The sequence below is a fragment of the Roseibium denhamense genome, assembly GCF_009711415.1.
GTDB lineage: Bacteria > Pseudomonadota > Alphaproteobacteria > Rhizobiales > Stappiaceae > Roseibium > Roseibium denhamense.
On record NZ_SMLZ01000096.1, the window covers coordinates 60,164 to 73,808 of the forward strand.

Annotated in this window: 9 protein-coding genes and 3 tRNA genes; all 12 read left to right on the top strand. The window is 55.2% G+C overall.

Going from position 1 to position 13,645, the window contains the following annotated elements; all coding sequences use genetic code 11:
- The first annotated feature begins 176 nt into the window (after nucleotides 1–176).
- The 12 genes from E1180_RS05710 to E1180_RS05765 all read left to right on the top strand — a co-directional run bounded on the left by E1180_RS05710 (nucleotide 177) and on the right by E1180_RS05765 (nucleotide 13,574).
- Nucleotides 177–1,709: an NAD(P)H-hydrate dehydratase gene (locus tag E1180_RS05710; protein WP_155190211.1), complete on the top strand. Its 1,533-nt coding sequence runs from the start codon at nucleotides 177–179 to the stop codon at nucleotides 1,707–1,709.
- A gap of 97 nt (nucleotides 1,710–1,806) precedes the next feature.
- Nucleotides 1,807–1,891, top strand: a tRNA-Leu gene (locus E1180_RS05715).
- A gap of 277 nt (nucleotides 1,892–2,168) precedes the next feature.
- On the top strand, nucleotides 2,169–2,666 hold the full coding sequence (locus tag E1180_RS05720) for a putative pterin-binding protein (protein WP_155190212.1): 498 nt from the start codon (nucleotides 2,169–2,171) through the stop codon (nucleotides 2,664–2,666).
- A 9-nt stretch (nucleotides 2,667–2,675) separates the two neighbouring features.
- Complete coding sequence (locus E1180_RS05725) at nucleotides 2,676–4,631, top strand: putative bifunctional diguanylate cyclase/phosphodiesterase (RefSeq protein WP_155190213.1); 1,956 nt, start codon at nucleotides 2,676–2,678, stop codon at nucleotides 4,629–4,631.
- A gap of 276 nt (nucleotides 4,632–4,907) precedes the next feature.
- A complete protein-coding gene (tig, locus tag E1180_RS05730; RefSeq protein WP_155190214.1) occupies nucleotides 4,908–6,257 on the top strand; it encodes a trigger factor in 1,350 nt (449 codons plus the stop codon).
- A gap of 200 nt (nucleotides 6,258–6,457) precedes the next feature.
- Nucleotides 6,458–7,099, top strand: coding sequence for an ATP-dependent Clp protease proteolytic subunit (locus tag E1180_RS05735; RefSeq protein WP_155190215.1), 642 nt, complete (start codon nucleotides 6,458–6,460; stop codon nucleotides 7,097–7,099).
- A 229-nt stretch (nucleotides 7,100–7,328) separates the two neighbouring features.
- Nucleotides 7,329–8,594, top strand: a complete 1,266-nt coding sequence (gene clpX, locus E1180_RS05740; protein WP_155190216.1) for an ATP-dependent Clp protease ATP-binding subunit ClpX — start codon at nucleotides 7,329–7,331, stop codon at nucleotides 8,592–8,594.
- A gap of 322 nt (nucleotides 8,595–8,916) precedes the next feature.
- The gene (gene lon, locus E1180_RS05745; RefSeq protein WP_155190217.1) at nucleotides 8,917–11,346 is read left to right on the top strand and encodes an endopeptidase La; all 2,430 of its coding nucleotides are present in this window, start codon (nucleotides 8,917–8,919) and stop codon (nucleotides 11,344–11,346) included.
- Between the two features lie 187 nt (nucleotides 11,347–11,533).
- Entirely contained in the window at nucleotides 11,534–11,809 is a 276-nt protein-coding gene (locus E1180_RS05750; RefSeq protein ID WP_155190222.1) for an HU family DNA-binding protein, read from the top strand.
- Nucleotides 11,810–11,973: 164 nt separating this feature from the next.
- Complete coding sequence (locus E1180_RS05755; protein ID WP_155190218.1) at nucleotides 11,974–12,648, top strand: hypothetical protein; 675 nt, start codon at nucleotides 11,974–11,976, stop codon at nucleotides 12,646–12,648.
- Nucleotides 12,649–12,772: 124 nt separating this feature from the next.
- Nucleotides 12,773–12,848 (top strand) — tRNA-Val (locus E1180_RS05760).
- Between the two features lie 649 nt (nucleotides 12,849–13,497).
- Nucleotides 13,498–13,574 (top strand) — tRNA-Asp (locus E1180_RS05765).
- Nucleotides 13,575–13,645 lie beyond the last annotated feature (71 nt).

Here is a 13,645-nt window from a genome sequence, read left to right on the forward strand (position 1 = left end):
GAGTTTCCGCCGCTAAAAGTGGCAATATATTTCCGGTCAGGTGCCAGTAGCTGCAACTCGATGCGCAATTGTGCATATAAGATATGCAATATGATCATTAATTGAGCATATTTGATTGGGTTGGTGCTGTAGCCGTTGCGGGGTAAGACTTGGTCCGACGCGGTAAAGGAGACTGCATGAGTGTAATTGTTCAGGCCTGCGCGGTGCTGACACCGGCTCAAATGTCGGAGGCGGACCGTCTAACGATTGAGGGTGGCGTGCCCGGCATCGAGCTGATGGAGCGCGCGGGACGGGCAGTGGCAGAGGCCGCTGTTGCGCTGTCTCCTTCAGCGGGGAGGTTTTGCATCCTGTGCGGTCCTGGCAACAATGGGGGTGACGGCTTCATCGCTGCCAGGCTCCTGAAGGCAGAAGGATATGATGTTTTCATCGGGCTTCTCGGCAGCCTCGGCCGCCTGAAAGGCGATGCCCGGCTTGCGGCCGAGCGGGTTGGGGTGCCCGTTATGGAGCTGGCCGACGCTGACCGCGATTTGCCTCTTGTGCGCAAAGAGCTTTCTGCGTGCAGCCTTATCGTGGACGCTTTGTTCGGTGCGGGGCTCGACCGCCCGCTCACAGGTCTGGCGGTCGGCCTGGTTGGGTTGATCAATGCGTCGGGCAAACCGGTGCTGGCTGTTGATCTGCCTTCCGGTGTGAACGGAGCGACTGGGGAGGCGGGGGATACCGCGATCAGCGCAGTCTCTTCCGTTACATTTTTCCGTAAAAAACCCGGTCACCTTGTATTTCCGGGGCGCGGGAGATGCGGTGAGGTCAAAGTGGTCGATATCGGGATCAGTGCCGCTGTGCTCGACAAGATCGCGCCCGATACATTCTTGAACGGGCCTGACTTATGGGCTCAGCATTGGCCGCGCATGTCCCCGGCTAGCCACAAATATTCAAAAGGCCATGCGGTGGTTTTTGGTGGCCCAATGGCGTCCACTGGTGCTGCGCGCCTTGCGGCGCAAGCATGCTTGCGGACGGGTGCGGGTCTGGTCACCCTTGCGTCTCCGGCGGACGCCATGATGGTCAATGCCTGCCATTTGACCTCGGTGATGCTGAAAAAGATGCCAGGTGTTGAGGCAATCCCGGACTTTCTTTCCGATTCGCGGCTGAACGCCGTGGTGATCGGCCCGGCCTATGGCATTGGAGAACAGACCCGCAGAGCTGTCGGTGCGGTCCTGAGGACAAAACGGGCGTGTGTGCTCGACGCAGACGCCCTGACAAGTTTTGGAGGGCAGGCCGGGTCTTTGTTCGAGCTGATCAAAGAAAACGGTGGGCCTGTCGTGCTGACACCGCATGACGGAGAGTTTGCGCGGTTGTTCCCGGACCTTGCCGGCCAGACGAAGCTTGAGCGTGCAAGGGCAGCTGCGGAAAGGTCCGGGGCTGTTGTCATTTTAAAGGGCCCGGACACGGTCATTGCCGGTCCGGATGGCCGAGCCGCAATCAACGCCAATGCGCCGGTTTGGCTCGCCACTGCCGGGTCCGGCGATGTTCTGGCGGGGATTATAACGGGTCTGCTGGCGCAGAATGTGCCTGCATTCGAGGCAGCCTGCCAGGCGGTGTGGCTGCACGGAGCGGCGGGGGCGGCGGTTGGACCGGGTCTGATCGCCGAGGATTTGCCGGAGGCTCTAAGACCGGTCATCGCAACGCTTGTGGACAAGCTGGCAGCGGTGTGACCTTTAAGTTAGCTTTTCATTTGACGGGAAATTTTCAGCTGCTATAGAAGCCCCGCTTTCCTCGCGGTGCCCGGATTACGGGTATGACCTGCGAAGCGCGGATGTGGTGAAATTGGCAGACACGCCAGATTTAGGTTCTGGTGCCGCAAGGCGTGGGGGTTCAAGTCCCTCCATCCGCACCATCTTTCATTAAAAATTTGTACGTGGGCCAAGTCTAGCTTCGGTTAGAGCTTTTGCAACAGCGAATTCTGTTCATTGCAGACAGAACCCTTGTAAGTATGTCGTAATTTACAGTCGTGTCACGTATTGCCTTAGGATAATTTACAATATATTTATGAGATTTTTTTATTTTTAACTGAAAAAATAAAAAAATCTCAGCTTTCAATTTCAATTTTATTGCTTGCCAATCTTTTCGTGGAAATAATTCAGTTTCATAAGAACGAAAAGTTAGGGGGAGAAATGATTTGGTCTGTCTCAAGGCCCGGTTCGTGGTTGGCTGGTATCGCGTTCTTTCTGACCTCGATCACAGGTAACGTTGCGGCCGGTGAGGAAGTCATTCTCGAAATCAGCGGCAAGATCAAGGGCGGAGGGGTCGCGCAATTCACGCGCAAAGACCTGGAAGCAATTGGGCATTCGGAAATCAAGACCGGAACCCCATGGCATGATGGTGTAGTCCATTTTGAAGGTGTTCTTCTCAGCGATTTGATAGATCATGTCGATGGGCAGGGCAGGGATCTGCTGGTGTCAGCGCTGAACAACTATTCCGCAACCATCCCGTCCAGCGATCTAAAGCGCCATATGCCGCTGTTGGCCATGAAGCTGGATGGCAAATACATGAAGATCGAGGACAAGGGACCTCTGTTTGTTATCTATCCTTTTGATGCTGATCCCAAATTGGGTTCGGAGCTTTTTTATTCCAGATCTGTTTGGCAGGTCAGCGCGATCGAAGTTAAGTAGGGTAGCGTCATGCGTTGGCGGCAGACACTCAGCTCCTCAAAGGTTTATCTCATCGCGGGGATTTGCGTTTTCGGGTCCGCAATGGCGCTGAATTTTATGTTTTTTGATAGCTCCTACTCCTTGATCCAGAACGCCATGCGCTATGATGCCGTATGGACCGGCTCCGGCGGCCGCATTGAAGCTGAAACCCTAAAATCAAGCTTTTCGACATATCTGCTGACCCAGGCAGAGGCAGACAAAAAGGAGCTAAAACTGCGTTTCGCAATCACCAAGGGCCGGCTGAACTCCTGGGCGGAGGGGACGTTCGGAAAGTCCATAAAAGAGGTCCAGGGTGGTGATCGCATGCTTGCAGATGCGAAACGGCTCCTTGGATCGCTACAGGTCTTTATAAACGCACCTCCGCCGCCAACCGAACGTGAAGCGGTTGCACGGAAGGTCGCAAAGGCGGTGGATGCTATCCACAAGCTGGGTCACGAAACCCAACAGTACAGTATGGTTCAGGCTGCCTTGGCCCGTGACCAAATCAAGCGCCAGCAGAATATGCAACGGGCAATCAATGAAGGCCTTTCGGTTGTCGGGGCGCTGCTGTTTTTGCTCGCGATTTGGCAAAACGCATCCCTCCGGCGCGCGTCCAATCGCGCCGATGCGACGGCCAGAAAATACGAACGTTTGGCCAAGCACGATGTGGTGACCGGGCTTGCCAATCGTGCCACCGTAGAAGAGAAGCTCGCCGCGTTGTCTAGGATGGTACAGAAACCGCGTGTGTGCGTTCTGGCCGCGGATCTCGACGGTTTTAAGCGCATCAATGACTTGATGGGTCACGTTGCGGGCGATGCTGCCTTGAAGGCAGCGGCGGAAAAAATGCAGGCGATGGTGGACGGGTTGTCCAGCACCCGACTGGTGGCGCGGGTCGGTGGGGATGAATTCCTGATTGTTCTGGAAATGTATGATTTGGAGTGGTCTTTGAGCGCCTTTGCCCACCAACTTATCAAAGCCTTCGAGGAACCCATTTATACTGACGTGGGGACGGTCAACCTCGGCGTTTCGATCGGGTATGCTGAGTCTCGATGTGATAAAGAAAATTGCGTTCATCTGGTGATGAATGCGGATTTGGCTCTGACCGAGGCAAAGTCGACCGGTAAAAGCCGGGCGATTGCTTACAAAGATACGCTAAGAATTCAAATGTACCGCCGGCAGGAAGTCGAGAGCGCCTTAAAAGAAGCTGTCAAAAATCATGATATTTACCCTGTCTTCCAGTCCTATCACGACATTCTGACCGGCACCTGCTTAGGTTTTGAGGCTTTGGCGAGGTGGTGTCATAAAGAACTTGGCCCAATCGGACCAGACGAGTTTATCCCAACCGCCGAAACTACCGGGGACATCATCAATCTTGGTGCATTGATCCTGGACGATGCCTGTTTGGAGGCTGCCGGCTGGCGAGAAAAGGCGTCGGTATCGGTCAACCTATCGACTGTCCAGTTTCTTCGTCCGGGATTGGTCAAGGACGTCAGTAATGCCTTGGCCAAAAGTCGGTTGGAGCCCAGCCGGTTGAAGCTCGAGGTGACCGAAAGCGTTCTGATATCGGATAAGGTGCGCACGCTATCCATTCTGCAGGAGCTTCAGAAAACAGGGACCCGCATTGTTCTGGATGATTTCGGAACAGGTTATTCAAGTCTTTCCTATCTCGTGCAGTTTCCCTGGGACGAGATCAAGATTGACCGTAGTTTTGTGGAAACGGCAGGCACTTACGCAGAAATGCAGAACGTTGTTTCTATGGTGGTGCGTATAGCGTCCCAGCTTGGCGCTGTTGTTACCATTGAAGGTATTGAAACTGAAGCACAGCGTGCATTGTTCTCCGGATTTGGCTGCCATATGGCGCAAGGCTATTTCTACGGGCGACCGCAGAAGTTGGATAAGCTACCTGGATTAGTCGATCAGCGTGCGACTCTGCGGGCGATCAGTTAGTCCCTCGGCGACTGGAGGTTGGTGTTTGAATAAACAATGCAGTTTGCCGGCGCTTATCTGAGAAAACGTGGTGCTTACCGACCGCTCCCCTTGACACTTTCCCCCCCAGCCTTTATCGCGCTCCCATCGTGCGTCTTGGGCTTTGCTTAAGGCGATGCGCCGCCTTTTGCGAATGCTTCTGCCAAAAGGGAAGCCGGGCTGCGCGGCACACGGGATTTTTGAAAAACAACCATCCGGGGCGGCCTTCCGCTTCGGACCGAGGACGAAGCAAAACCCATGCAGGTAACCGAAACCCTTTCCGAGGGCCTTAAACGCGAGCTGAAAATCGACATTCCGGCAGGCGATCTGGCCGCCAAGCTCGACGACTATTTGGCTGACATGAAATCCAAAGCCAACATCAAAGGGTTCCGTCCGGGCAAAGTGCCGGTCGGCCACCTGAAAAAGATGTATGGCCGCCAGGCAATGGCGGAAATCCTGTCTAATACAATTCAGGAAACCACTCAAAAGGCTGTTGAAGAGCGCTCAGAGCGCCCGGCCTTGACCCCTGAAATCGATCTGCCGGATGAGGATGCGGAAAAGATCCTGGCCGGTGATGCCGATCTCTCCTTCAAAATGACATACGACGTCCTGCCGGACTTCGAGATCGTTGACTTCAAAGGCCTTGAAATCGAGCGTCCTGTTGTTGAGATCGCCGAGGCAGAAGTCGACGAACAGGTTGCCGAAATCGCCAAGAACAATACGCCGTTCGATGAAAAAGACGGCGCTGCGGACAATGGCGACCGGGTTACCATGTCCTACCTTGGCAAGATCGACGGCGAGCCGTTTGAAGGCGGTGCTGATGAGAACGGGCAGCTGGTGCTTGGTTCCGGCCAGTTCATCCCGGGCTTTGAAGATCAGCTGATCGGCACCAAGGCTGGTGACGAAAAGGTCGTCGAGGTTTCCTTCCCGGAAGATTACCCGGCAGCGCATCTTGCCGGAAAGGCCGCGACCTTCGACGTTGTTGTCAAGGAAGTTGCCGCACCGGGTGAAGCGACCATCGATGACGAGTTTGCGAAAGGCCTCGGCCTTGAGTCGCTGGACAAGCTGAAAGAAATCGTTCGCGGTCAGATCGAAGGTCAGTTCGGTCAAATGACGCGTCAGCGCGTGAAGCGCCAGCTTCTCGACAAGCTGGACGAGCACTACACGTTCGAGCTTCCGGAAAAGCTGCTTGAGTCTGAATTCGACGTGGTCTGGCGCCAGGTCGAAGAGGACATGAAGCGCAACGAAAAGACTTTCGAAGACGAAGACACCACGGAAGAAGAGGCGAAGGCGGAATACCGCAAGATCGCCGAGCGCCGTGTCCGTCTTGGTCTGGTTCTGTCGGAAATCGGTGAAAAGAACAACATCCAGGTCACCGATGAAGAGCTGCAGCGCGCGCTTTACGATCGGGTCCGCCAGTTCCCGGGTCAGGAACAGCAGGTGTTCGAATTCTACAAGAACAACCAGCAGGCTCTGGCATCCCTGCGTGCGCCGATCTACGAAGAAAAGGTCGTCGATTACATGCTCGAGCTGGCCAATGTCACGGATAAGACCGTGACCAAGGAAGAGCTGGAGAAGCTGGTCGCTGAAGACGACGACGAAGCGTAAGCTTATCCAGATCAATCCCCAGATGCGGCCCCGGCTTTTAACCTTGCCTTCATGCCGCATCTGACATGTTTTGCGTTACGGGCGGCATCCCTATATATGGGATGTCGCTTTTTTCGAGTCAGGGCCTGATCGATGCGCTTCAACGGCCCTGTGACCTTCCCGAAATTCTTCGGGGACCATCTCAAGCATATGGATGAGGTATGAAGGATCCTGTCGATATCTACATGAACACACTCGTGCCTATGGTTGTCGAGCAGACAAACCGGGGCGAGCGGGCCTTCGATATCTATTCGCGCCTGCTCAAGGAGCGCATCATCTTCCTGACCGGTCCGGTGGAAGATCACATGGCAACGCTGGTCAGTGCCCAGCTCCTCTATCTTGAGTCGGAAAACCCGACCAAGGAGATCGCGCTGTACATCAACTCACCGGGTGGTCTGGTGACGTCCGGACTGGCGATCTACGATACCATGCAGTTTATCCGGCCTGCTGTTTCAACGCTGTGCATCGGTCAGGCTGCCTCTATGGGGTCGCTTTTGCTGGCAGCCGGCGAAAAGGGCATGCGTTACACGCTTCCCAACGCCCGGGTCATGGTTCACCAGCCCTCCGGCGGGTTCCGTGGACAGGCCGCGGACATCATGCTGCATGCCCAGGAAATCCTGGCCATGAAGCGCCGCCTGAATGAAATTTACGTGAAGCATACCGGTCAAAGCCTCGACCAGGTTGAGGAAGCTCTTGAACGCGATAACTTCATGACAGCAGAGCTGGCAAAAGAATTCGGCATCGTTGACAATATTGTCTCCACCCGTGCCGGTTTGAGCGACGAGGCTTCTGACAAGAAGTAAATCAGCCTATCTTATCTCCGGCCACAGGCCGGGGATAAGGCGGGAAATTGCGGGATGATGCCGGGTTTCCACTTTCGCCTTAAACCTATATTGATTTTTAATGGCGAAGCATGGTGACATCCCATTGTGAAGGTCCGTATCTTGTGGCCTTCTAACCCGGTTGGCCTTAAAATGGCCGCAACCGGAAAGATAAGGGGTTTGAACGCCCCACAAACGCGAGGTTGACTACATGACCAAGGCCAGCGGCAGCGATTCAAAGAATACGCTCTACTGCTCCTTCTGCGGCAAAAGCCAGCATGAGGTTCGCAAGCTGATCGCCGGCCCGACTGTTTTCATTTGCGATGAATGTGTCGAGCTGTGCATGGATATCATCCGCGAGGAAAACAAATCCTCGCTGGTAAAGTCGCGGGACGGGATCCCGACACCGCAGGAAATCCGCGATGTTCTCGATGACTATGTCATCGGTCAGGGCAGCGCGAAGAAGGTCCTGTCGGTTGCTGTTCACAATCACTACAAGCGCCTGAACCACGCGTCCAAGAACAACGACGTGGAGCTTGCGAAGTCCAACATTCTTCTCGTTGGTCCGACCGGTTGTGGCAAGACGCTGCTCGCCCAGACCCTTGCGCGCATCCTTGATGTGCCATTCACCATGGCCGACGCGACGACACTTACCGAAGCCGGGTACGTCGGCGAAGATGTCGAAAACATCATTCTGAAGCTGCTTCAGGCCGCCGACTACAATGTTGAGCGGGCCCAACGCGGTATCGTCTACATCGATGAGATCGACAAGATCAGCCGCAAAGCGGACAATCCGTCCATCACCCGGGACGTGTCGGGCGAGGGGGTTCAACAGGCCCTCTTGAAGATCATGGAAGGCACGGTTGCTTCTGTTCCGCCGCAGGGCGGGCGAAAGCATCCGCAGCAGGAGTTCCTGCAGGTCGACACCACCAACATGCTCTTCATTTGTGGTGGCGCGTTCGCAGGCCTCGACAAGATCATCTCTGATCGCGGCACGCAGACATCCATCGGATTTTCCGCTCAGGTTCACGCTCCCGAAGACCGCCGTATCGGCGAACTCTTCTCCGAGCTGGAGCCAGAGGATCTTCTGAAGTTCGGGCTTATTCCGGAATTCGTTGGCCGTTTGCCGGTCATCGCCACGCTGGAGGATCTGGATGAAGATGCGCTTGTTACAATCCTGACAGAGCCGAAAAACGCGCTCGTCAAGCAGTATCAGCGCCTGTTCGAAATGGAAGAGGTCGAGCTATCCTTCCACGAGGAAGCGCTGAAGGCTATTGCCGGCAAGGCAATCGAGCGCAAGACTGGCGCGCGCGGCCTGCGGTCCATCCTTGAATCGATCCTGCTGGACACCATGTACGAGCTTCCAGGGCTCAAAGGTGTGAAAGAGGTCGTGATTTCGCCTGAAGTTGTCAAAGGCGAGGCCCGTCCGCTTTACATCTATGAAGACCGTGAAGAGAGCTCTGCGAGCAGTGCCTAAAGGTTGAGCCAAGCCTCGCCTTATAACCGTGTATAATGCCGTCCTGAATGGGCGGCATTTTCGGTTTGAAGGGTTGCGTCCGGCGGTTTTCCACCGCAGGGCTGAGTCGTCAACAGCCAAGACCTGCCTGTCTATTTGGCCGCCTTGACACCAGCAGGTCTGGTGTCCACCTATTAGATCTAAAGACGGCTATGCGACCGGTTCGTCAGCCCAGTTGGGGGGCGGCCCGTTGGCCAGTCGGGAACCTTCCCGAAAGCCGTTTCCAGTGTCCTTGGCTGCCTATGTACGAGTGGGGCCGGGATACGCCGAGAAAGGAAAAAAAATGAGCGACGCAGAAATCCGCGCCACCGATCAAGACAGCTCTGCTGTTTATCCAGTTTTGCCGCTGCGCGACATTGTCGTCTTCCCGCACATGATCGTTCCGCTCTTTGTCGGCCGTGAAAAGTCGATCAAGGCGCTCGAAGAGGTGATGACCACCGACAAGCATATTCTTCTGGCGACCCAGGTGAATGCGGCCGATGATGATCCAAATCCGGACCAGATCTATAACGTCGGAACACTTGCCACGGTTCTTCAGCTCCTGAAGCTGCCCGACAACACCGTTAAGGTCCTTGTTGAAGGCGGCGCGCGGGCACAGATCGGGGCCTATACCGACCGGACAGAATATTTTGAGGCGTCCGCCACGGTCCTGCCGGAAAAAGACGGCGAGAACATTGAAGTCGAAGCGCTGGCACGGTCCGTCGTGTCGGAGTTCGAGAACTATGTGAAGCTCAACAAAAAAGTGTCTCCTGAAGTTTTGGGATCGGTCAATCAGATCGATGATTATTCCAAGCTGGCAGACACGATTGCTGCGCATCTTGCCATCAAGATCCCTGAAAAGCAGGAAATCCTTGGCGTTGTCTCCGTCGCGGAGCGCCTGGAGCGTGTCTTGGGAATGATGGAAAGCGAAATTTCCGTCCTCCAGGTTGAAAAACGCATCCGCTCCCGCGTGAAGCGCCAGATGGAGAAGACGCAGCGCGAGTACTATCTGAATGAGCAGATGAAGGCCATTCAGAAGGAGCTTGGTGACAGCGAGGACGGCAAGGATGAAGTTGCCGAACTTGAAGAAAAGATCAAGAAAACCAAGCTGACCAAGGAAGCACGGGAGCGTGCTGCTGCCGAGATCAAGAAGCTCAAGCAGATGAGCCCGATGTCCGCCGAGGCAACGGTTGTGCGCAACTATCTTGACTGGCTGATTGGTATTCCCTGGAACAAGAAATCCAAGGTCAAGCACGATCTCAAGCATGCCGAGAAGGTGCTGGATACGGATCACTACGGCCTTGAGAAGGTCAAAGAGCGGATTGTCGAGTATCTGGCGGTTCAGAGTCGTGCGAACAAGCTGCGTGGCCCGATCCTGTGCCTTGTCGGCCCTCCAGGTGTCGGTAAGACCTCTCTTGGCAAATCCATTGCCAAGGCCACAGGCCGCGAGTTTGTCCGCATGTCGCTTGGCGGTGTGCGCGATGAAGCGGAAATCCGCGGTCACCGCCGGACCTACATTGGCTCGATGCCTGGCAAGGTCATCCAGTCGATGAAAAAGGCGAAAAAGTCCAACCCGCTGTTCCTTCTCGATGAGATCGACAAGATGGGTATGGATTTCCGGGGTGATCCTTCTTCGGCGCTGCTCGAGGTGCTTGATCCGGAACAGAACTCGTCCTTCATGGACCACTATCTGGAGGTCGAATACGATCTGTCGGATGTGATGTTCGTGACGACAGCCAACACGCTGAACATTCCGGGCCCGCTGATGGACCGGATGGAAGTGATCCGGATCGCCGGCTACACGGAAGAGGAAAAGGTGGAGATCTGCCGCCGTCACCTCATTCCGAAAGCGGAAAAAGATCACGGCCTGAAGGATGGCGAGTTCTCTATCGAAGATGAGGCTCTGCATTTCGTCGTGCGCCGCTACACCCGTGAGGCGGGCGTTCGGAACCTTGAACGCGAGATGGCGACCCTTGCCCGGAAAGCGGTCAAGGACATCCTGATGAGCGACAAGGAAACCATCACCGTTACGCAGGAAGTGGTCGAAGACTACCTCGGTGTACCGCGCTATCGTTACGGCGAAGCCGAACTTGAAGACCAGGTTGGTGTTGTCACCGGTCTTGCGTGGACGGAAGTTGGCGGTGAACTCTTGACCATTGAGGGCGTGATGATGCCCGGCAAGGGCAAGATGACGGTTACCGGCAACCTGAAGGACGTGATGAAAGAATCCATTTCCGCAGCGGCTTCCTATGTGCGGTCGCGGGCCGTTGATTTCGGGATTGAACCCCCGAAATTCGACAAGCGGGATATTCACGTTCACGTTCCGGAAGGGGCGACCCCGAAGGATGGGCCGTCCGCCGGTATTGCCATGGCAACGGCTGTGATTTCGACCATGACCGGTATTCCGGTGCGCCGCGATGTGGCGATGACGGGTGAAATCACCTTGCGCGGCCGCGTTCTGCCGATTGGCGGCTTGAAGGAGAAGCTGCTGGCGGCGCTGCGTGGCGGCATCAAGCTGGTAATGATCCCGGAAGACAACGCCAAGGATCTGGCTGATATTCCGGATTCGGTGAAAAACTCGCTGGAAATCATCCCGGTGTCGGGCATGGAGGATGTGCTCAAAAACGCGCTTGTCCGCCTTCCGGACCCGATCGAGTGGGACGAAAGCATGGCCGATACGGCAACCAGCGCGAGTGATGCTGACGACGACAAGTCGGGTATTTTGGCTCACTAGAACGATGTTGCAGTGCAAAAAAATGGAAAGCCCCGGTTTATCCGGGGCTTTTCTTTTGAATAATTGGTCAAAATGGCGGTTTTCTGCGAAAAAACCCCTTGCGTTTCAGCTCAATTCGCACGAATTTCGCGCAACGGCGCTGACAGGAATCGTCGGCACTCCGCCGTTTCTTAGAAAGGTATCTGCTATGAATAAGAACGATCTGATCGCAGCTGTTGCAGAAAAGACCGGCCTCACGAAGGCTCAGGCAGGCGAAGCAGTTGATGCAACTTTTGACGCTGTCACCGAAACGCTGAAAAGCGGTGATGAAGTCCGTATCATTGGCTTTGGCAACTTCACGGTCTCTGCACGTGCAGCCACTGAAGGCCGCAACCCGCGGACCGGCGAAACGATCCAGATCCCGGCTTCTAAGACGCCGAAATTCAAGGCTGGCAAAGGCCTGAAAGACGCTGTGAACGCCTAATCCGCGCTCGCACCGTTTCGTTTTCGAAAACCCTGCATCCGATAGACCGGATGCAGGGTTTTTGTTTGTCCGGTCGGCGGCGGTTGGCAAAAACCCGCATGGGATAGAGGTGATAAACCTGATAGTGTATCTGAGTATTATAATCCTAATGCGAGCGTTTTTTCATGTCTCTTCATGCAATTATTCAGCGTCGTCAGCGGGCCTTGTTTGATGCCTGGGTCCAAAACCCTCTTATTGTTGTCCATGTTGAGCATCCGGAAAAACTCGGCCGGTTGGTCTACATTCACGACTTGGACGACGATGGCGCCGATCCCCAGCCTAAGCCGCCAGGCGCGCGCGATCTGCACGATGCGGCCATCATTCAAAAATCAGGCAATCCGGATGAACGGGCAAGTGTCTGGGTGAGGGCGAAATACCGTGGCTATCAAGGAGCCTATCTCCGCTTCATTGAGCAAGTGTACGGTGTCAAGGCAACGAAAAAGGACCTTGCCGGCTATAATATCGATCACCTTCTGAACAAGAAGCGGAGCCCGGACATGACCGGCTATATCCGTATCGAGGCCGTGAATGGGGCCGTCAACCAAGCATGGGGCAGCTTGTTCGAACACAAAAGCAACGCAAGCAACCCGGACTTTACGGCAAATTCGGAGCGGAGCCGGCGGACCATGTCCTGGGCGATAGCCGCAAAACTCATGAATCAGCCGCCGCCGCGCGGGCCGGGCGACCGTGATGGCATTGCAAGGCTCTCCAGATTTTTCATCAACAATGGCCTGGAAGGTCAGGATCCGATGACAGGTCTGACGTCGATGCTGGAGAATGCGTACCGTTTCCGCAGGTGACCGCTACGGCACCTTTCAAGTCATCCACAGGCTGGGCCGACGGGCGCTTGGGAAGTTCTTTTTTCTCAAACTTCCCTCTTGCCAAGCGGCGAGGGACCCAATAAAAGGCGTTTCACCTCGTTGAGGGCGATTAGCTCAGTTGGTAGAGCGCTTCGTTTACACCGAAGATGTCGGGAGTTCGAGTCTCTCATCGCCCACCACTCTCCCTTGAAAAATAAGTGTTCGTTAGCGCTCTTGCGCTGTGTGCCGTGTGGCCGTTTTGAAGGCGGGCTTAGTCGTCTGTCAGCGTTTTTCCGTCTCTGATCCCGGAACGGTCGCGGACGCTCTTTCCAGGCTGTCCGGATGGCATCCATATGCATGCTCCAACGCCCCGCCGCCCACGCATCAGCGTTCACGATTGGCTGGTCCGGTGGATTGCAGGACGCGATGAAACACTAGAGCATCGTGTGTTTCGTCAGGAACGTTCAAAGAAGCTCGATCGCTGGATGACCGATCAGCTTTGGCCATTAAATCGGGTCCGATTTATCGCTCGCTGATCTAGGCGAAGCGTTCTCTCGAAGCATCTTTTTTGGTTTGCCGTCGAAAATCGTGTCTTGCTGCAGTCAGCTCACTATGACAGCGCGGCTGGCGTTCTGTGCAAGTTCATAATTCTTTTGAGTTTCAGAGGCCTTGCGGAATCTACTGCTGTAAGTTTTCCACATCGCATTCTTGTGCGTATTGGGGCAAAAAACGGCCTTGCCCCGGCGTTTGTCAAAAAACGGCAACTGGAATGCAATAGGGCGCTTGACTTCCCCAGTCAGCCACCGTACATCAGCGCCACTTCGCGACGACATCACGTCGCCGCGCGAAGCGGGTGTAGCTCAGTTGGTTAGAGTGCCGGCCTGTCACGCCGGAGGTCGCGGGTTCGAGCCCCGTCACTCGCGCCACTTACCAACCTCAGGTAAGGGCGCATAAATACCGTGAATGTGCGGGTGTAGCTCAGTTGGTTAGAGTGCCG

Bases quoted from the DNA above. Each gene is read 5' to 3' on its own strand.
- E1180_RS05710 (WP_155190211.1), top strand. From the start codon at position 177: ATGAGTGTAATTGTTCAGGCCTGCGCGGTGCTGACACCGGCTCAAATG.
- E1180_RS05720 (WP_155190212.1), top strand. From the start codon at position 2,169: ATGATTTGGTCTGTCTCAAGGCCCGGTTCGTGGTTGGCTGGTATCGCG.
- E1180_RS05725 (WP_155190213.1), top strand. From the start codon at position 2,676: ATGCGTTGGCGGCAGACACTCAGCTCCTCAAAGGTTTATCTCATCGCG.
- tig (WP_155190214.1), top strand. From the start codon at position 4,908: ATGCAGGTAACCGAAACCCTTTCCGAGGGCCTTAAACGCGAGCTGAAA.
- E1180_RS05735 (WP_155190215.1), top strand. From the start codon at position 6,458: ATGAAGGATCCTGTCGATATCTACATGAACACACTCGTGCCTATGGTT.
- clpX (WP_155190216.1), top strand. From the start codon at position 7,329: ATGACCAAGGCCAGCGGCAGCGATTCAAAGAATACGCTCTACTGCTCC.
- lon (WP_155190217.1), top strand. From the start codon at position 8,917: ATGAGCGACGCAGAAATCCGCGCCACCGATCAAGACAGCTCTGCTGTT.
- E1180_RS05750 (WP_155190222.1), top strand. From the start codon at position 11,534: ATGAATAAGAACGATCTGATCGCAGCTGTTGCAGAAAAGACCGGCCTC.
- E1180_RS05755 (WP_155190218.1), top strand. From the start codon at position 11,974: ATGTCTCTTCATGCAATTATTCAGCGTCGTCAGCGGGCCTTGTTTGAT.